Below are 19,080 nucleotides of genomic sequence, written 5' to 3'. Positions count from 1 at the left end.
TACAAGTTATTGATTTTAACTGTAAGTCTTTGATTTTATTTGGTAGGCATATCCAGACTCGAACTGGAGACCTCTACGATGTCAAGGTGCGGAAAAACAAACTAAAACAATTACTTAATTTAATTTGGCGTAAGAATGGCGTAAACACCGAGTTATCCACAGGTTTTTAATGAAAAAACCGACTTAGTTTTAGGTGCTAAATCGGTTATAACTGATCTCAATATAGCTGATTTTGATAATCGTAACAATGAAGATTTGAGAGCGCTACGTTATTGCAAACACGCTCTCACTTTAATGGTTTTTCTACAATCGAAATCACTGCTGCATGTCGTTGCTGACAATCAATGTATTTGCGACGATCATCAATCATCACCTGAAGCACTTCTTTTGCCTGCCCTGATTCCAGTGTCAAAAGATCAGGGCATGGAGTTTTCAGGTTTGCTGGTATTACCAGCGGCGTTGACTGCTGACACCCCGTCGTCATCAAAACAATTAGTGTTGATATAAATAGGACGATCCACGATCTTTTGCACTGTACGTGTAATCGTTTCTGTTTTGACGCGCTCAGCTTCTTTGGTTTGTTCATAATCTTCACTTGCCTTCTGTGCTTTATCTTTAGCGGCTTCTTCTGCTTCTTTGTATGGTTTGACTGCTTTCGCTACTTCCTGCTCAACTTTGGCTTTGCATGCAAGGTCGGCTTTCATAATCTCCCCTGCATAGTCATTGGTCTGCCAAGTTTTCCAGAGCGAGAACAGCAAAAGGATGACAATCAAGGTCCAGCGTTTGTTATTCAAAATTAGATAGAGAATCGGCATCTATGCACTCCACTTCTTGTAAGCATTGGCTAGCTTAGTGTCATAGCTATTTTTAGAATAATTTTTGCCGTTATAGCCCGATGCAAAAGCCTTCCAATCCTTGTTCTTTAAGGCACTAATCAAGTTGTTCACTTTGATATATCGGCACATAGCTTCAAGCTGTGAGGCTTCGTCCTTATACATGGCATTAATAAATGCCTGTAAGGATGGATATTCGAGATTGAACCAGTGATACCCCATCACCTGACCAATACCCCATGAACAGGATTCAAGTGCAGAGAAGCGATCAAATTTTGCAGCATCAGCTAATTTTTGATGTTGCACAGAATATAAGCCATAGCCACCTGATGTTTTACTGCATAAGTCTGGTCGCTTTACTTCCATTACATCGGCAATCGCTTTCTTCTTGTGAAGCAATAAGCGTTGTCGCATGACATGACGTTCAAACAAAATTACTGGTGTGCCATCATCATTAAAACCAGATCCCTTGCATTCAATTTCAATTACGGCACGCAATGCTGCGACTTCAATTCCTAGAGATGCTGCCTGCTGTTTGATTTGTTCAGTAGTTAGTTTTTTACTCACTTCTTCCACTCCTCTTTTAGTTCACGTACCACTTCGATAATTGTTTTTCCGTCACGCTGTGCAATGAATGTTGTGGTCCATCGAACAATCGCCCAGCCCGGCAGGCCGCAAGCAAAGAACAATCCACCAAGTGCAACAACTCCAAATATGTCGGCAGCCCATGCATGCAAACCGAAATAGACAATTAGAAATGAACCACCTGTAAAACTTGATACGACTGTGCAGATCAGACCGACCGCCCATTCATGTGGACTTTTCGGCATGCGTATCAACATGACTACCAATGCGATTAATGCCGCACATAACACAGCTGCAATCCACACCCCATAAACCTTGAAAAAAACCGTTGCACCCGTTGTGCTCACTGGTTCTGCCATACATCCCCCTTATTTTTGGTAATAAAAAAGCCCTACCAAATTTTATTGGTTAGGGCTTTCTAAGTATCGATTTCTGTTGACAGTAAAAACCCTGATCTAGTTAAAGATCAGGGTTTATAGGGGTTTGTTGGGTGATTAATTTAGGTTGCTTTTGAATTCCTTAGCAGCCTTATATAACTCACTATCTTGCTGACCATTACGAATAACTCCAGTAAATGTGCCATTCTTGGTTTTGATGCTTATGGAAGAGTTATCTGCAGAAACAAGACTATCAACAAGGTCTTTTTTCACATTCAGTACCAGATAAGTGCTCTTACCTGTATTTGAGTTTTCAACATTCTCATCAGACAATTTAAAGACATTTTGCTGACCATTAAGAACTAGATCCACCTGTTCTATTTCAGAGTCATCGTTTTCGACATCAATGAACAAAGATAAAGCTTTAGTTTTTTCATTGATTTTGAATGCAATTGTCGGGCATTGTTTCGTGTCACATATAGCTTGTGATGATTTCATAATGTGATCAGCTTTAGAGCAAGCTGAAAGTAAAAAAATCAGGGCTGAAAGTTTCAGAATTGTATGTAATTTAATCAAACCTTTAACCTTATCATTTTCAATAGCAGTAAAATTGCTTTAATTTATTAAATTAGATTGATATTTACAACTTAAGAGCTAAACTCTTTTGCAGTTTGCATGCTATTAAAACTCATTTCATGAATCAAAACCAAAATTTTACACTTAAGAGAAGTTATTTATTTGGTGCTCTTATTGTCATACAGTTTTATCTGTATTTTTTCTATCTAAAAACAGAAAGTTATACATTTTTAGCTTCGTATTTTCTACTTTCAATACCTATTGCAACTGTAATTATCCATCAAAAACTCAATCAAAAAATGCTTATTTTACTTGGTGTTATAACATTAATATTTGGGTTTTTTGGGATTTATTCTAAAGAGTTTCCAGTGGTAGTAACTTACTACAACATGCTTTATGGTTTTTCGGCACTGATAGCATCCTATGCATTGTATAAAACAGACAAAAGTGAAGTATTTGTTAAAGTTTTATTTTGGTCCTATACAGCCTTCATCTTCTACCATTTTTATACACTTGGATTTAAAAGTCCTGAGCTCTACAATGATATTTTAAAAGGCTCTAGTCGAAATTATCTCAGCGGAATCTTTGTTCTATTACTAATTTTGCTAGCACTAACCTATGAGAAAATAAAAAAACCAACACCATTAATTTACCCACTCATCACTTTTGTTAGCTGTGTAGGATTGTTTGGGCGAAGTGGTATTGTATTTTCATTAGCAATGCTCATTTTTCTAATGGCAAAACAGAAAAACTACAGGTTAATTGGCGTATTCGCAGTAGGCACTATAGCTTTCATTTTAGTCAATTTGCAGTCTATTATTTTGTTCGCTGAAAACAGTACAAACTTTACGAATGGCTTAAGTTCTGAGAGATCCATCTTTATTAATGAATACTTAACAGGTATTACAAATAGCAATTCCGATTTCTTCTTTGGCAGAAGAATCGCAGAATGCTGTAGCTGGATTCAAACTTTCCAAGGGAATCCACATAACTCATTTATTATGGGACATATGCGCTATGGTGTAGCTCATACATTACTTTCCATAGGTATTGTTTTATACATTTTACTATCTAAAAACATTACATTAATTTTATTTGGTTTAGTAATTTTGAGCCGTTTCTTTGTAGATCAGCTAGGTTTATTCACTCCGTTCGATACTGTGCTGTTTTTACTATTATTCATCATTCATGGTTCAAAAAAGAAACAACTGCGATAAGCAGTTGTTTCTTAGTCACTAACTCAAATCAACATGAATTCCTGCATTGTTCCACAGCGTAGCGCTGCTAGCACTCACTAGTCCAAGAATATCTAAAACACGATTTTTAATAACACGCTTTTTAACTATGGAGCTAGTATTCCAGTTGAACACTAACGGGTTTGCAGTATCTCGGCGCTGAATGCGAAGAGTATAGTTGCCCGCAGTTAATGCGGTTGATGTGAAAGTAAACTCGACATCCTGATAAGTCGTTGTGTTAATGCTTGCAACAGCACTTGTTGCTACAACAGCCCCAGAGCTATTAAGAATCTCTGCAAAAGTATTCGCACTTACGCCTGTCATTCGAATACGAGCTTTCGTCACACTTAGACTTCGTTTTAAACCAATTGCTATATCAATTGTAGCTGCACTTGTTCCTAGTGAGTATTCTCCCCAAGATAAACTAGAATTCTCATATGTAACTCTTTGCGCTTCATAGCTATTCAAAGCTGAATACATATTCTTTTTAGTCAATCGGACATCTAAACGAGACATTAATGTCATGTCTGAACTTCGGAAATCAGCGTAGCTTTGAACGCTTAAGTTCTCACCATAATCGACAAAAGATGGATAACCGCCACTTTGTCCGCTTGCAAGTGTGGTATCGCCAGCAATGTATAACTGGGCAGTTGTGTACCAATTTTCAAGATTCTGTGTAGCAAATGTGGCTAGTAATGAACGTGCATTCCCTAGAGAACACATCATCAATAACTCATTTTTTCCAAAATTATATGGATCGACATATGGAGCGTGAACTTCGCGTGCCATACTTATGTTTGAACCCCAGCCAGAATTACCCTCCAGATTGAAAGTCTTATTGTATTTCCCATTTACACCAGTACCCATTCGCCAAAAGCAAATTAGTTGATCGTCGTAATAACAGATAGTCGGCTCTGCCGAGCCAGCTGATTCAAACTGAGCTGCTTGAGACACAGCAATATCAGTTGTCAAAGTGTAGTCATAAACTGCGGTTGAACGATAAATACGGCATGAGCCGTCTAAACCGTAACTAGGAACAAGTAGATAACCAGATGGAGTAATTAGCGTATTACCCCATGTAAAATGGTTGGTTGGTAATGAAATCTTGCGAGTGTTTTCCACTGTGTTGTTTGTGCAGTTATATACCAGTAAATAGGTATCGTATGTGCTTGCACCAGTCTGCATGGCAAATTTTACCAGTAAGCGATTAGCATACTGAGGCATGATTGAGATATTAATATCTCGAATATCTTGACCAACTACACTTGTAAGAAGAACTTGCTTGGTTATCGCGTTATTCTTGTTTCGATCAATGATATACATAACAAGATGAGAAGGTACAGAAGCATTGTAATAGTGGTTTTGACCGCATCGAACAGCTACATATTCTTTACCATTTGCTAATGCAGAACAGCCAAATCCACTGTAACGGTTACTTGAATCGACGTGCTGACCGAACTCATCTTCTAATGTAATAATTCCATTTCTATTGGATCCCTTGCGATATTCAGATTTCATCACCCGATCATGGTTAATAAATCTTAAATCCCCATTGCCATTAAAATTTGCAGTATTAACATTCGAATTGTCTAAAGAAAATGTCTGGCTATCGGGAATTAAAATTTTAAAACTTTTGGCTTTTGCGTATGTATCTGCGGCTGTTATCGCTACTGTGGCATTAATACCTGTCAACGCACCAAAATCAAATACACTCAGATTTTTAGTATCTACACGCTCCCACCCCATGACAACTGTTGCATTATCATCTTCAAGTGCACGTACAGAGTTATATTTAAATAATCCACCACCTACAGAATCACTTGTATGCTGAAGAACTTGCACCAATTGCCCTTCTATACGTGGAACTAACGTTCTTAAAAGGCTCAATGATTCTATTTTTTGAATAGTCAAATCATTAATCTGTTTTTGGGTTTGAGTGCCGTCTTGAACATATTCAGATGGCAAACCTAAAACAGGCTGTCCAGTAATCGCACTTGCAATACCATCAATGTACGCCTTTAAATCCGCTTCTCTTGTTTGAGCTAATTCATCATAAGAAATATCAGCCAAAATACGTGCCTGTGTCTCGAAATCAACAAGGTGCTTCCATTCTTGTAAAATTGCTGTGAGTTTATCTAAGGCACGCTCTAGTGCATCTGGGTAGAAGTTATCGTAGTTTGTTATATCTAACAGTTGGTCTACAGGAGTTTTACCACCCACATAGAAAAATGTTGAAGAATCTGGTGCTTCAACAAATGTAATATATCCACCCAGATTTCCTTCATTCACAGTGACAGCATATAAAGCCTCGTCCATAAACTCAAAATCATCACCAACTTTTATACGTACAGCTACACCTGTCTCATCCTCCTGATTGAAGACTCGAAATGTAAAATCGAATCGGGTATTTACCCCATTACCGACATAGAGCGGGCTAAGTCGATCGGTAACTTGAACTGTCATGTGCTCACCAATAAAAAAGGTTGTAATTTCTACAACCAATTCTATGTAAGCTCATAAATAATAGGACTGCTCAAAGCAATGGACTGTCAACAGCCCTATTCCTCTGGTGCATGCTTACCAGTAATGGTTCCGCGAGTAGCATCATAAATACTTTCAGGCGCTTCTTTCTTACCTTGCGAGATAGAAAGCCAGTAACCCGAAGGTTTGCCAAGCACCGCAAATGGAATACCAGTGGTCAGTGTTGCGGTATTAAGAAAATCTTTTGCTGCTTTACCTTGATTGACTTCCTTTTCTTCATCTAAAGCAGTCTTTGCATGTTTGATTAGGCCTAAGCCACTCTCACCCATGCTAAACACTGGTGATGCGGTATAACGGTCATTCATGACATTATCATCTGTGTTACTGATTGCAGCATTCACCACATTACCTGCGTACGGCACAAAAGCTGATAACATCTTGAATTGCGACATTGCTAACTTGGCAGACAAGTCATCCCATTTTTCCCCATCATCATCACTATCTTCTAAGCCGCCTGCAAAGATAATCCCAAGCAACTCAGATAACATAGAAGGAATTGAAATCATCATCAGTGCAACATAAGCCAATCGTGGTGAAGCCTTCACCCAACTACCATTTGTAGCTTCCAGCGCAAGCTTTACTTCAGTATTCGATGTATTCCAAACCATATTGAACCAGTTATAGAACATGAGGAACATGCGCTTGGCTGGTGAGCCGCGCTCAAGGTTTGAAACCCCTTCTGGTGACATATCTGTCATGTATTGGCGAATAACTGCATCTGCTGCGTGTACAGCATCATATTGATTTAAACCTATCTCAGTATAGTGATTGAAAGCAGCTTGCCATGACACAACCTCCATTGGTCGCTGAATGGTGGTCTGCAATACATACGCATGCTTCATCGTAAAATCTTTAACGGATTGAATCGCATTCTTCTGAAAAACCATGTCATCCACTGCATAGCGATATTCATCTGCCGCCTGATCCCATCGGGTTTTCATGAAATCCGACATTTCCATGATTTGCTCTGCCATGTGCTGACGAGTCACCACAGACTTGAAGTACTCGCCTTGAGCTTTAATCAAAAGTTTTGGCGGTACCGCAACGGCAACTTGTGCAAAACCTGTGAACTGCTCAATGGCGTTTTTCAGGTTACCAGCCATGATTGCAATGCCTGTATTTCGACGCAAAGCTTTAAAGACATTATCCAGTAGATGTGAATCAGTGCTTTGATCAACTGACTGGTCTGCAATCGCTTTTAGCCAAGGATTAAAGATTTGCTTTGTAGCAAACGGCAATACTCGCTCAAGCTCATTACGGAAGTCCTTGTTTAATAATAAGCGTCCAATTTGACGAATCTGTAGTTCAAGGTGGATATAGCGTAGCTCTTTATCTAAGTGACTAGGTAGGCGCGATAAATCCAACTCAAGCATATCGCTGTATCTGTCCGCACGTGACTTGGTGAAGTTGGCACCAGTGGTCGCAATATCCAACGCCTGCAAGTTATTTTCAGCAAGGTTTTTATCCTGGATACGGTCTTGCTCATTAGAGCGAATGCGGTCATAAGATGCAGGTACATAACCACCTTTGTATTCACCAAAAGGCGTACTGATTGGTGAGGTCGGTAACTCATCAAAATAACGACCATTGATTTTTTTATGGGTTAATTGAGCTTGTCCTTTGTATCGATCAAATAGGTCCCAAAGCTTTTGAGCTGTGTCCATATCATTTTTGGTGATCGTGCCTTCAGCAATCATACGATTGAAGAACTGATCCCATTGACTAAAATCCACAGAGCCATCTTCAAGGCGACTACCCCAGCCATACCCAATCACTAAACGCTCTTTGTTGCTCATATTACCAGTGTGCAAAATGGCATGAATTAAGGCTTGCTTGCCTACAAAGGTATAGTTGTTCAACTCAGGGGCAGCAATCTTGGAATTGTCTAGCTTTCCAAAACCCTCAAAAATCTTAACCACATCATCCAGCATCTTAGTTTTTTCAATGCGGTACTTGCTCAAGGCATCTTGCATCGGATTGATTAAATACTCGCGGTACTTACCAGTGACACCGCCATCTAGCCACGTTACCACCTGATCCACACGTTTAGCTGAAGCACCAAGCTCCATAAACTTAACTTTAAGTTCTGCTGTCTTGTCTTTGCCGAGCATGTCTTGCTGAATCTTCTCAACGCTCTTTTTACCGCTAGACTGTTGAATCAACTCATCACGCACCTGTTCGCGCTCAATCGCTTCATTGGTGGTGTGCCAGACCTTGTTTTCACGTGAACGGTGCCAAAGCGTTTCGACTGCCGCCATAACAGCACTGAACTGCTCTAATGTGAGTTCTTTATAACTTTGGTTTTCAGGCAAAGCACCAATATTCTGAATCTCTGCATAGGTGGTCGGATCATATTTACGGATCAGATCCAATTGATGTTCATAGTTGGTAGATTCTCTCCCTAAATCATATTTACCTAAAATTGCGCGTGCCGCTGTGACCATATCAAAGTCACGGTTTTTGGCTAATTTTTCATTATTGCCAAAGATCTTTTTTACTAGGCTTAAGTGGCTTTGCACTTGGTCCTTTGCATCGTAGCTGTATTTGGTTGCAAAGAACTGAACCAACTGATTTCGCTTATGTCTTGCCGCTTCCACAGATTGACCTTTGCGGAATGCATCACTTGCCATCTTTCCTAAACGTGCATCATCCTGAGCACGTAGATGTGGTCGAATATCTTTTAATTTTTGGCGCTGAATCATGTCACGTGCCACAGATTTTGCGGCTTCATTTAAAGCTGATTTTCTGCCTAACAGACCATTCAAAGCCGCCATTTCAGCCGATAAAACACGTGCACGGATTTCATTATGTAAGGCAGACTCAACCGCTTCAACGATACTTTGCTGATCGTAGAACTCTGAATATTGCACGGCCATGCGTTCATCGGTTAATTGCTCAATACGCTGCTTAGGTGTTGGTGCACTGATTAAGTCTCGCACTAATGCGTCACCACTTTCATAGCCAAACATCTCAGCGACTAAATCAGGATTCTCACCACCGCGCTGTGCAAAACCATAAGCACCTTTAGAGATACGATTGAAAATTTCACTATCTGGACCATACTTGGCTTCAATCCAATCCAAAGATAATTTTGCCTTGGTCACCAAGCCTTCTGAATAACGCTGCAAGATATCCATGTCTTGTGAATAATCTAACAGATCAGGCTCAACTTGATTTGAATATTGCTTGTTACCAATAAGCTGCTCAGAAAACTTGTCCTCAAGCTCACGTGTATCAAATTTGCCGTTAGCATCTTTCGTTAAATAGCCTTCTTCAACAAGACGTTCAGACATTGCCTCAATCGATAAGCCTTTAACTTTAGACTTGCTTGAACGTACCACTGGCTGATTTGCAACACCTGATTTAATTGTGGCTGGTTGATCAATCCCCCAAGTACTTTCAACTTCGTTGGCATCCAAACCACCAATTTTGGCAATAGCTTCAAAAAGATTATCACGCTCAGGCTCAACTTTTTTCAGGTTGGTCTTAGGCTTTGGATCAGATGGTTGACGTAGAAAAGTCATGGCTTGATAAACAGGCTCTTGCGCAACATCCTTTGCAATTTCCTCTCGTACCGCTTCGCGCTTCTTATTAGCTTCACGTTGCAGTGTGCGCATGTACTTGGTTTTTTGCTTCTGATACCAGGATAAATTTTGGATAGATTTCTGTTCTAAGGTATTAATAGCCAGTTCAGTTGCAGCTTCATGATCCTGACGCATTTCATCATAATCTTTTGGTGAAATACCCAAGCGCATTGAATCATCTTGTTTAATCAGCATCTCAAGGTTATAAGCAGCTTCGGCTTCTTTGATTGAACTCTCTGAAGCAAGCATACGATCCATAACGCCAGTGATATCACTGCTTAATTCAGCACGGTCATTGATGCCTAAGAATTTCTCAATGTTGCGATATACCGCAATCATGAATTGACGGAACCGGTTAAATACTTGCTTAAGGTCTGCACTTGGTGCTTTGCCTGTATACACATACTGCTCAAATGTCTCTGCAAACTTTTCATGCACTTCTGTCTTTTCCGCGTCTGTGAAGAAATCCCATTCATTCAAGCTTTCAAAATCAGCCTTAGCCCACTTAAGAACTGTCTCCATATCTTCACGGATTTGCACTGGTGCATCAGGACTTAAAGCCAACTGCATATTCATTTCAAGGAAATGGTGCCCCAACTCATGCACGAATGTTGAGAAGTCGGCATTTTTGCTTAAAACAATTGTTGATCCATCTTGCCCGATATTGAATGTGATTGAGCCGCGTGTACCGCCATTGGCTTGATTGTATTTTTTCCCAAATGGGGAACGGTACATTGCCTCGCTGATCTCATAATCTTTATTTCTACCCTTGTTCTCAACAAAGCCGTGTCTTTTATAAAATTCAACTAAGCGCTTTTTGTTTCCCCCAAAATCTGAACTTGGTGTCAAAGCTAAAGTCTTATTTGTTGAATCAGCATAATCAATGATTTCCTTCATGGCTTTAGAGCCAACACCTTGGCTACGTGCAGTTTCTGGAACAATGATTTTATGTAAAGTAATAAAATTTCTTTTCGGGTTACCTTTTAAGCCAAGATCAATACCGTATTTTTCTTTCAATCCAGTTGCAAAGTCATCTAAAGAAACTACCAGTTGCGACATCTCAGACTGGTTAAATGTTGCAGTCTGTTCGGAAGATTTGTTTGTTATCTCATTGGTAATACGAATTGGATAACGGTCGAAAGCATCTTTCGCTGTGATACCAAGCTTATCGCCTAAGGTTGAATAGAATGCTGAAGTCAGCTCACCTGCAGCACGATTATATTTTGCATTGAATGTGCCAACGTCAGCCAATTGGCTTTGCACTTCCGTTGCAACTTGCTCTCGAGCATCTTCTGCCACTTCAAAAGCAGCTTGCTCATTCAGGAATACATCTGCATCGGTCTGCATCTGCTCTGTGGTTTTATTAAAAATATCCTGTGCCTCAAGGTATGTTGGCATATCAGGATTAGAACGAATATTTTCAACAAAGCCCGACGGATCTTCTATTGAAGACATTGCTGACACAAACTCATCTATTGGAATTTTCACTGTGCTATTGAACTCTTGTGCATCACCTAACTGATTTTGCAGGCTAGGTGCACGCGCAAATAGATCCTCAGGATCAAGGTCTCGATCTCGCAATAACTGGTTGAAAGTCTGACCATCAATATAGACTTCACCAACAGCACCATGCTCCGCTACAGCTTGTCGAATAAAGGACTGGCTTGTCTCTTCATCACGCTGTGCTGTCTTGGTTTCCTTGTTCTGATTAATCAGGTTGGAAAGCACAGAAGCAAAGGTTGTGGACTTAACAGCATTTGACTGCTGCTCCTGGTACATCTGATCAATTGCTAATTGTGCTGTGTACTGATTTTTAACTTTGCCAGCCGAAACAATGGCAACTTCAGGGGCAGACATTGCCAAGCCCAATACACCTTCCAGTGCCATTTCTACAGGATCAGCCTTTTCGCCCACTGCATCAGCCGCACCTTTAACTGAATACACACCTGCAGCTGATTGAATTACAGCTTGTCCACCTACCGTACGTAGTGGACCACCAAACCCAACAGGCAACAATAAACCGCCTAAGGCTGAATACTTGGCAGAACCCCAAGTCTTTGCGGAGGCATAATCAATCTGCTCTTCACGTGTTAAAAACTTCTCACGTGCCTCTGCCATATTTTGACCATAGGAAGCCACATAATCAGCCGCACCTGCACCCAATGCGCCTTCTGTAGCACTGCCGACCACTGCTGCACCACGTGTAAGAGCTGCTGCCTTTTCCATGTTCACTAAAATTGGTGCGTACTTTGCGGTGCTACGTGTAAGAGTTTGAGATAAAACATTCCCTGTGCCAGCACCAAGCGCAAAGCCCGCAATGCTTGGCGGCAATTGTTCAGCGGTAAATTCAGCTAATAATCCAAGATCAGCATTTTTCAAAATTCTTGTGCAGCACCCAATACGCCTGCATCGTTTGTTTGTGCTGCAAGTTGCATATCCGATAATGCTTGTGACATTTCATTTGATTGTGGAATCTTATTTTTATACAGCGTGAAGCGGTCAAGCATTGAAGCATCACCAGTTACTGCAAATTTAGCAGCACCCATTGTTTGCCAGATTGAGGCATAACCACGCTTAGTTGCATTCAGATAACGATTGCCTTGATCTTCAGCATTGACTGGTTCGGCACTCGCTGTATTGTTCGCCCAATACAATTGATTGCTCATGTACTGCTTGAATCTTGCTGCAGCATAAACCCCATACTGGCCTTTAATTTCGTTGAACTGCTGTTCAATGGTCTGCTCTATTGATTGTGGGAATAACGGCTTATTCAATTCAATAATGTGCTGATTGGGAACCTTGGGTTGAATCTGTTTTCTTGGATCTTCAAACACTCCAAGCTTTTGCAGTGTTTTCTTTTGCTCAGGTGTTGTTCCTTTCTTAAACATTTCCTGAATATCAGCGTAGTCCACTGTTTGCCGTGGTTCTGCGATGGATGGCTTTAAAAGTAAAACTGAATCGCTGACACGCTTTAGACCACCAAAATCATCAAGTGAAATTGCAGCTTGATTTGGGTCCAATGCATATTTCCCTAACACTGGATCACTGGCAACCACGTCATTGATATGCTTTTGCGTATTTACTTCATCTGCTACAGAAGAAATCTCTTCAGGCGTTTGTGTCATCTTGGAATAATCCAAGCCTAAAGACTTTGCAGCTTTACGTGCACGTGCTTCTGTATCCGCAATTTGTGTAGGATTTTTACCTTGATTTAATTCTAATAATTGACCAATTGTAAGATTCGTTTGGTTTGGATCAGACATAATAAAAGCACTTAAAATTACGGACTTCTGTAATCTTAAATGCTCTTAGATTGTAAATAGCTATTTGCTGTTGACAGGTCAGAACCCTCTTCGCATCATTGAATAATATGCGTTTAAGTATTCTGAATCAGTTACTTTATCGGGGTTACGCCCCTGCTTTTTAAATGTATCGGATATTTTATCCAGCATTTTAGGCGTAATGTCAGATTTTTTCTTAACCTGAGAATACATGCGATTAAGCTCAGTCTCACTTCCACCAAATATGCCAGTGGTTGTGATTCTCACATTGGTATTCAGATTTTTTAAAACCAGTCGATCAATCTGAGGCCATGACAAATAACCGCCATTCTTTGCTTCAGCTTCACGCATTGTCTGCATTAAATCTGATTTCACAGCATTGTAGTGCAACAACTGATCTTTATTTTTGGTATCAGTAATTCCAATCGTATTCAAATAAGGTTTTATAGCAGCTGCAACAGTGGAGTCATTAACAAGGAAAACTTTCTCTTTTGGTTCCTTTGATTTATCCAGCTTGTTTACTTCCACATACATTTTTGTTGCTTCTTTATAGTCAGCAGGTGAAAGCTTATCTGCATACTGGTGCAATACTGATTGAGGCTTACCCTTGAAAAGCTCCTCTTTGTTGAGTGCAATCATTGAAAATACGACTGGATCAGTTTTTATATTCTTCTCAAAAGTTGCCTTGCTCATGGCTTTCAGGCTTGCAATTTGATTTGGCTTTAACACATCAAAAGCATTCACTGGAATTTGCTCATAAGTAAATTCACCAGTACTGATGCCCTTATAAAGATCGTTATAGACCTGATCCTGTTGATCGCTCTTGATCTTATCCATAGCAGCAAACTTCTGATTCAATCGTGATTGCGCTTTGGTTTTAACTTCAGATGATGCATCGCTATTCCAAATAGCATCATAAGCCTGCTGACGTGACTTGGTAGGCTCATCTGCATACTTGCCAAAATCATCAGTCAGCCACTTATCAACCCGTTGCAAGTAATTCTGAGTTTCAGATGTAGGCGGTTGCTTGCCCTTCAAAACTGCTTCTGCGGCTTTGCCACCACCGTTGTAGTATGCGGCAATCACCATTGGATCCTTGGTGTTATATTTTTTACTTACCCAGTCCACAAACTCCAATGAAGCATCAATCGTATCCATTGGATTATTAATATCTCGCTTACCACCTTTATTAAAATCCCCCCAAGTCGCAGGCATAAACTGCATGACAGATTGAGCACCCTTAGGACTGACTTGGTTGTTGTGTGATTTCTCACCACTCAAGCGAATACCTAGAAGCAACGGAGCCGCCCACTCCATGCCCTTTTCCTTGGCAGCATGTATTGTGTAGATATCCAAACGCTGATCATTGTATTTGATGTTCTTCATCTGATCAGGCGTTAAGCTTTTCAACTCACTCACGGCTTGCTGTGTGGCTTGTGGCGGAATGTTCAGCGCATAGTTGCTACCATATTCAACACCTTCTGAAGCACTATCAACCAGAGCTTCAACTTGCTGATCCTCTAATTTTTGATGAATCAGCCTATTTGATTTAAATGAATCATTTAGCGAAATTTCGTCACTATATTTTTGACGATATTGAACAGCGCCACGCAGATCATTGCTCTCGATAAATGCATTGATGTTTGCCACATGCGTTTGAGAAATAATATCTAAATAAGAATTTTCTGCCTCAAGTGCAGACTTCCCTTGCAACTGTGCTGACTTTGCGATAGCTACTTTTAAATTCTCACGATTATCATCAATGATTACAAAATTTGCAGGGTTTTCATTAATATTCATCACAAAACGTTTAGCTGAAGCTGAGTAAACACTTTGCTGATATACATCGTTTTCACGTACAAAATAGCTTTGCAACATACCTTTAAAACGTAACTGATCTTCTGATGCAATTTGATTAAACATATTGCGTTGGCGATTGTTACTTAAATTACTGGAAATCTCTCCAACACCATCCATATAAGAACGTTGATAGTAATCAACAAAACCTTCCCCATCACCTGAATCAAAACTAACTACATCAACACCCTTTTTATTGATATATCCATCATTACCATCGTTTTGCAGACGTAGCTTTAATTCTGCTAACTGGTTTTGCGCATCCATGACACGAACACGGTCAGCTTCATCCTGCTGTTTCTGATAAATACTCGCACCAGTACTCACCAAATTAGCAATTCCGTCAATTTGGCTTCCAACCATACCAACAGCTTCACCTGGTGATAATCCACCTTGCACACGAACGTTTGGCGCTTGATCTTGTCCGACTTGTTGGTTGAATTGAGGTACACGCATATTTACGACATCCAGTTCCAGTTATAGTTCTGCCATGAAGGTGTTGATGTACTTTGATACCCCTCAGCACCTGACCAAGTTTTATAGCCATTTGAATCATTCATACCCACAGACGAAACATTGCCGCCAGTTAAAGATTCACCACCCTGCATTGGACTGCCTCCGCCACCACCCATCAAAGATGAACCGAATTGATCCATTGCTGCAAGTTCTGCATTTAGACGTGGACGAACAGATTTGGCTTGCGCTGTGAGTGAATTTCGCTGGTTGATGAAGTTGGTTTCCTCGACACGGAATCCCCACGACTTCATTGCAGCGTTATATTTCATATTCTCAAGATCACTTTGGGCCATCATGTCTGTGCTTGCCAAAATATCGATGGCTGAACCTTGAGTGACATCCAAGCCATTTTCAGCCATAGCATTAATCTGGCTTGATTTAAAGGCACCAATATTTCGTTGGTAATCCTCAACATTATTCCGACCAGATTCAATTGCACCACGTGCTTGCTGATCAGCAAGGGTCGCATTGGCTTGTGCCATTTTTGCTTGCTGTTCAAGTGCTTGTTTTTTGGCTTTAAGCTTTAAATAAGTTGTAGCACCTTTAACAGCTGCTTGAGCAATTGCAGCATAGAGGTTGCCACCACCCATGCCACCACCTCCACCACCGCCTCCCATCATGGAGTCACCATGCCAAATGGATGAAATAATTCACCATTTACCCCATGCGGCACAGGATCTTTAAGCTCAAAACCAATTCGTTTTAGATAGCGAATCGCGACCGTATTTTTAGTATAAACGTGATTTATCAATAACTTATAGTTTTGACGTATTTCATTCACGATTTGCAAAGATTGCTTATAGAACTCTTTTGGAAATTGCGAGATATGCGTAGTTCCTAAAAGCCAAGGACAGCCAACGTCTCCAAGTAAGCTGGTACGGCCAACGCCACAGATGAAAAGTAACTTTCCATTCACGATGACTGACCAAGCATCACGCGAATACTTCACACTGGTTTTCACAATAAAATCAAAGTCATCACTAAAATATGCTTTTAACTCTTCTTGATCGGCTGGACGTAAATTTGCAACCAGCATACGCATATCACGTTCAGTTGGTTTGCGAATTTCAATATTTATGCGTGTCATTTGAACTCGACCTCCATCGCCAAAAGTTTCATTGGTAAAGGTTTATCATGTTTTACAGTAATTTGTAGATCACGACTGTAAGGACTGGCAACAGGGATTTGAACAATGCCTGATATAAGACTTAATGGTTGTCCATAACGCTCAAGGCTACGTGGTTTATGTTCGGTGATAGGCATAGGGGTTGGTGTGTCCTGATTCACACCTACAGAAATATTCTGTGTGCCAAGTACACGAAGATAAACTTGTGAGGCTATTTTAGGTTTTACTGGATTTGCATATTGCGCATACAAAGGTAAAGACCCAACTTCCCCTTCATAATTTAAACCAATCCATACATTTGTGAACTTACGGCTAAGCTTGATTTCACCACCTGTAACAACTACGTCAGGTTTATCACCACCATCAGCAAATACAGAGACAGTTTGACCTTCCAACCAATCAAGGCCTGTTAGAGTATCAACTTCCAGACCAGTATATTGATATGAGCTATCAAGCAACAATGATCATTAAGCTCTAATGGTTGTCTAAGTAAAAGTCGCTCAATCATACGAAAACCATTACGTTCAACAAGCGCATACAGCACCGTCTGATCAGCTTCGGGAATAGCCGCCACCGATAAGAACTTGCCTTGCGTCTCATGTTCAGCCCAAGCCCATACTTGTTGCTGTGGTTCATAAGTAAGCGAAAGCAATTTGCCATCATCACGAACAAAGAAAACCATACTTAATGGATTGCGCACTAAAGCACAGTCAACAATCTTATAACCATCAAATAAGTGAGGACACATGATTGATAAATCCATCACTTGATAATTTGCGTTATAGCCTTGTGACATTGAGATTTCATGGACATGGCCTGTCTGATCCGATGAAAAGACAGCAGCACCACCAATCTGAACAGGCGTTACATCATTTGCACCGACATAAGATTGAGGGTTTACGCTAACACTTGATGCTGTAACAGCACCATCAGCAGATAACTTCCAGACTGCACCACTGGTAAGAATCATTAAATCGCTGATTGGTACCAGGTGCTTTACCCCATTGCCGTCTCGAGCTGCAAAACGGATTTGAATTGAATCTGTATCCTGTAGTGGAATGTGATAGCCAAAATTATCATCTGTTGCAGTACGCGACATGCGCAGCCATTGTGGAGATTGAAAACCACCGCCATAGACTTTGCGTTGGCCATGGTATGCAACTGCTGTTGGATAATACTCGAATGGGTCTCTAATTAATGGTGGTGTGAGTTCCCCATTAGTTTCAATATAGTCATCAGTAAAACTTAATTCTGTTGTTTCACCAATATAGCTTGCAAGGCCTGAACGTAGTTTAAATACGTTATAGCGCGTTGCACCAGTTACCGCATCCCATGTGATTGTGTTGTAGTTTCCAGATAAAGTTAAATCATTCAGCACCACTGCTGTGCGCGTAGATGCAGCAGATTCATTTTCCTCATTCACTGCTGTAACTTGATAAATATATTCACGCTCAACAAATGCATCATGTTGTGCCCCACCTGTGGCATATTTGTCTTCAATATGAGCTGTAGCTGCTGCATTTAACGGTGCATCAAGCCCATACCCGACAGTCACAAGCTCTGTTGTCCAGTTGGTTGCTCCACGACGAATGATTTTCGTGGTGGGTAATTAGGGTGCGTGATCGTAATCACATCTGCTGATTGCGCATAGCGAAGCTGCATTAAGTGTTCAGCAGCATATGGCAATACAATTTCTAATGGCGTGCCAAGATCATTTAACAGCATTCCACCTTCAGCAAAGAAGTTCACCACGCCTTCGCGGATCACCAGTACAACAGCTTGTTCTTCACTGAATACGAATGGGATTAAACGCATGGTACCAAGTGAATAATCATAGTGATGAACATAACGGAAGCCTGCGCGATAAGTCAGCCCACCATACAGTTCAACATAGAAATTTTACACTTGGCTACCCCTGTTTGATATTTAGCTTGATCAAAACGTCCAAACATCTCAGGGGAAACAATACCGCCATTAAATGAAAATTGCATTTATCTTGCCTCAATCATTGAGCCTGTAAAATCAGGACGGTTTTCAATCCGGTGTTGTTGTAGGTCGTTCGTAACAGCTTCACCATGAGCTAATTGATATAACTGCATCATCGACATTTGCTTTTGCTCATTCTGCGTCAATGGGCCTGCAATCCGTGCAGCAAGTAAATAAGACAAAGCCAATTTGAACTTCATTGGTAATACTGCTAAATCTTTCACATCACGTACATAACGCAGTACTGGTGCTGAATCATCAGTAAATAGATGATCACCTTCAATGTAAAAGCGTGAGCCTGATTCAAGTTGAAATGGTCGAACCATATCGCTCGGCAAAACAAATGCAGTTTGTGCGGTATATCCAGCATCAACGTTCAATGCCATACGATTAACAGCAAAAGTCCATTGGTGCGGATCATCTAATAATTCTTGTCTACAAATTGGGTAATAGGTATTACACAAGTTTGCATGTTGTGTTCTTTCATTTAGATCATTAACAACATAGCCCTGTGCAAGATGCGACAGGGCTAGATTGCAAAGATCAACAATTGATCTCATAAGGATTTACCCTGATAGTATTG

General features: G+C 40.5%; 13 protein-coding genes and 1 pseudogene. 1 reads left to right on the top strand and 13 read right to left on the bottom strand.

All coding sequences use genetic code 11. The features are described from left to right. Positions 1-286: 286 nt before the first annotated feature. From C3F34_RS20750 to C3F34_RS20200, 5 genes are all read right to left on the bottom strand, one after another. Positions 287-412 carry a hypothetical protein gene (locus tag C3F34_RS20750; protein ID WP_265735178.1) on the bottom strand — a complete coding sequence of 42 codons (126 nt, stop codon included), beginning with the start codon at positions 410-412 and terminating at the stop codon, positions 287-289. A 4-nt stretch (positions 413-416) separates the two neighbouring features. Beyond that, positions 417-815 (bottom strand): cell envelope integrity protein TolA, encoded by a 399-nt coding sequence (locus C3F34_RS20215; RefSeq protein WP_104441808.1) that lies wholly within the window; start codon positions 813-815, stop codon positions 417-419. Continuing rightward, entirely contained in the window at positions 816-1,400 is a 585-nt protein-coding gene (locus tag C3F34_RS20210) for an N-acetylmuramidase family protein (RefSeq protein ID WP_104441807.1), read from the bottom strand. Further along, complete coding sequence (locus C3F34_RS20205) at positions 1,397-1,777, bottom strand: hypothetical protein (RefSeq protein ID WP_104441806.1); 381 nt, start codon at positions 1,775-1,777, stop codon at positions 1,397-1,399. Before C3F34_RS20205 ends, C3F34_RS20210 begins: the two co-directional genes overlap by 4 nt. 135 nt (positions 1,778-1,912) lie before the next feature. Then, positions 1,913-2,371, bottom strand: coding sequence for a hypothetical protein (locus tag C3F34_RS20200; protein ID WP_158654359.1), 459 nt, complete (start codon positions 2,369-2,371; stop codon positions 1,913-1,915). A 119-nt stretch (positions 2,372-2,490) separates the two neighbouring features. Between C3F34_RS20200 and C3F34_RS20195 the strand changes: the two genes are divergently transcribed. Beyond that, positions 2,491-3,588 carry a hypothetical protein gene (locus C3F34_RS20195; protein WP_104441804.1) on the top strand — a complete coding sequence of 366 codons (1,098 nt, stop codon included), beginning with the start codon at positions 2,491-2,493 and terminating at the stop codon, positions 3,586-3,588. Between the two features lie 18 nt (positions 3,589-3,606). Here the strand turns inward: C3F34_RS20195 and C3F34_RS20675 are convergent, their stop codons facing one another. The 8 genes and pseudogenes from C3F34_RS20675 to C3F34_RS20160 form a co-directional block, all read right to left on the bottom strand. Continuing rightward, positions 3,607-6,069, bottom strand: a complete 2,463-nt coding sequence (locus C3F34_RS20675) for a hypothetical protein (protein WP_228155300.1) — start codon at positions 6,067-6,069, stop codon at positions 3,607-3,609. 95 nt (positions 6,070-6,164) lie between these two features. After that, a complete protein-coding gene (locus C3F34_RS20185) occupies positions 6,165-12,110 on the bottom strand; it encodes a GNAT family N-acetyltransferase (protein ID WP_228155383.1) in 5,946 nt (1,981 codons plus the stop codon). Then, positions 12,107-12,994 (bottom strand): hypothetical protein, encoded by an 888-nt coding sequence (locus tag C3F34_RS20670; RefSeq protein WP_228155382.1) that lies wholly within the window; start codon positions 12,992-12,994, stop codon positions 12,107-12,109. The genes C3F34_RS20185 and C3F34_RS20670 overlap by 4 nt, the downstream gene beginning before the upstream one ends. 78 nt (positions 12,995-13,072) lie before the next feature. Next, positions 13,073-15,325 carry a transglycosylase SLT domain-containing protein gene (locus C3F34_RS20180; RefSeq protein WP_104442476.1) on the bottom strand — a complete coding sequence of 751 codons (2,253 nt, stop codon included), beginning with the start codon at positions 15,323-15,325 and terminating at the stop codon, positions 13,073-13,075. Positions 15,326-15,327: 2 nt separating this feature from the next. Next, complete coding sequence (locus C3F34_RS20175; protein ID WP_228155299.1) at positions 15,328-16,005, bottom strand: hypothetical protein; 678 nt, start codon at positions 16,003-16,005, stop codon at positions 15,328-15,330. Then, positions 16,002-16,472: a DUF2833 domain-containing protein gene (locus tag C3F34_RS20170; protein WP_104441802.1), complete on the bottom strand. Its 471-nt coding sequence runs from the start codon at positions 16,470-16,472 to the stop codon at positions 16,002-16,004. The genes C3F34_RS20175 and C3F34_RS20170 overlap by 4 nt, the downstream gene beginning before the upstream one ends. Then, a pseudogene (locus C3F34_RS20165) lies at positions 16,469-18,502 on the bottom strand (hypothetical protein). Before C3F34_RS20165 ends, C3F34_RS20170 begins: the two are co-directional and overlap by 4 nt. Then, positions 18,503-19,057, bottom strand: coding sequence for a hypothetical protein (locus tag C3F34_RS20160; protein ID WP_104442475.1), 555 nt, complete (start codon positions 19,055-19,057; stop codon positions 18,503-18,505). Positions 19,058-19,080: the final 23 nt, after the last annotated feature.

Origin of the sequence: Acinetobacter sp. ACNIH2 (assembly GCF_002934965.1) — a bacterium.
Taxonomy (GTDB): Bacteria; Pseudomonadota; Gammaproteobacteria; order Pseudomonadales; family Moraxellaceae; genus Acinetobacter; species Acinetobacter tandoii.
This window is presented reverse-complemented; position numbering and strand designations above follow the sequence as displayed.

Excerpts from the sequence above, each read along its gene's own strand:
- C3F34_RS20215 (WP_104441808.1), bottom strand. The coding sequence starts at position 815 with ATGCCGATTCTCTATCTAATTTTGAATAACAAACGCTGGACCTTGATT.
- C3F34_RS20205 (WP_104441806.1), bottom strand. The coding sequence starts at position 1,777 with ATGGCAGAACCAGTGAGCACAACGGGTGCAACGGTTTTTTTCAAGGTT.
- C3F34_RS20195 (WP_104441804.1), top strand. The coding sequence starts at position 2,491 with ATGAATCAAAACCAAAATTTTACACTTAAGAGAAGTTATTTATTTGGT.
- C3F34_RS20675 (WP_228155300.1), bottom strand. The coding sequence starts at position 6,069 with ATGACAGTTCAAGTTACCGATCGACTTAGCCCGCTCTATGTCGGTAAT.
- C3F34_RS20670 (WP_228155382.1), bottom strand. The coding sequence starts at position 12,994 with ATGTCTGATCCAAACCAAACGAATCTTACAATTGGTCAATTATTAGAA.
- C3F34_RS20180 (WP_104442476.1), bottom strand. The coding sequence starts at position 15,325 with ATGCGTGTACCTCAATTCAACCAACAAGTCGGACAAGATCAAGCGCCA.
- C3F34_RS20175 (WP_228155299.1), bottom strand. The coding sequence starts at position 16,005 with ATGATGGGAGGCGGTGGTGGAGGTGGTGGCATGGGTGGTGGCAACCTC.
- C3F34_RS20170 (WP_104441802.1), bottom strand. The coding sequence starts at position 16,472 with ATGACACGCATAAATATTGAAATTCGCAAACCAACTGAACGTGATATG.
- C3F34_RS20160 (WP_104442475.1), bottom strand. The coding sequence starts at position 19,057 with ATGAGATCAATTGTTGATCTTTGCAATCTAGCCCTGTCGCATCTTGCA.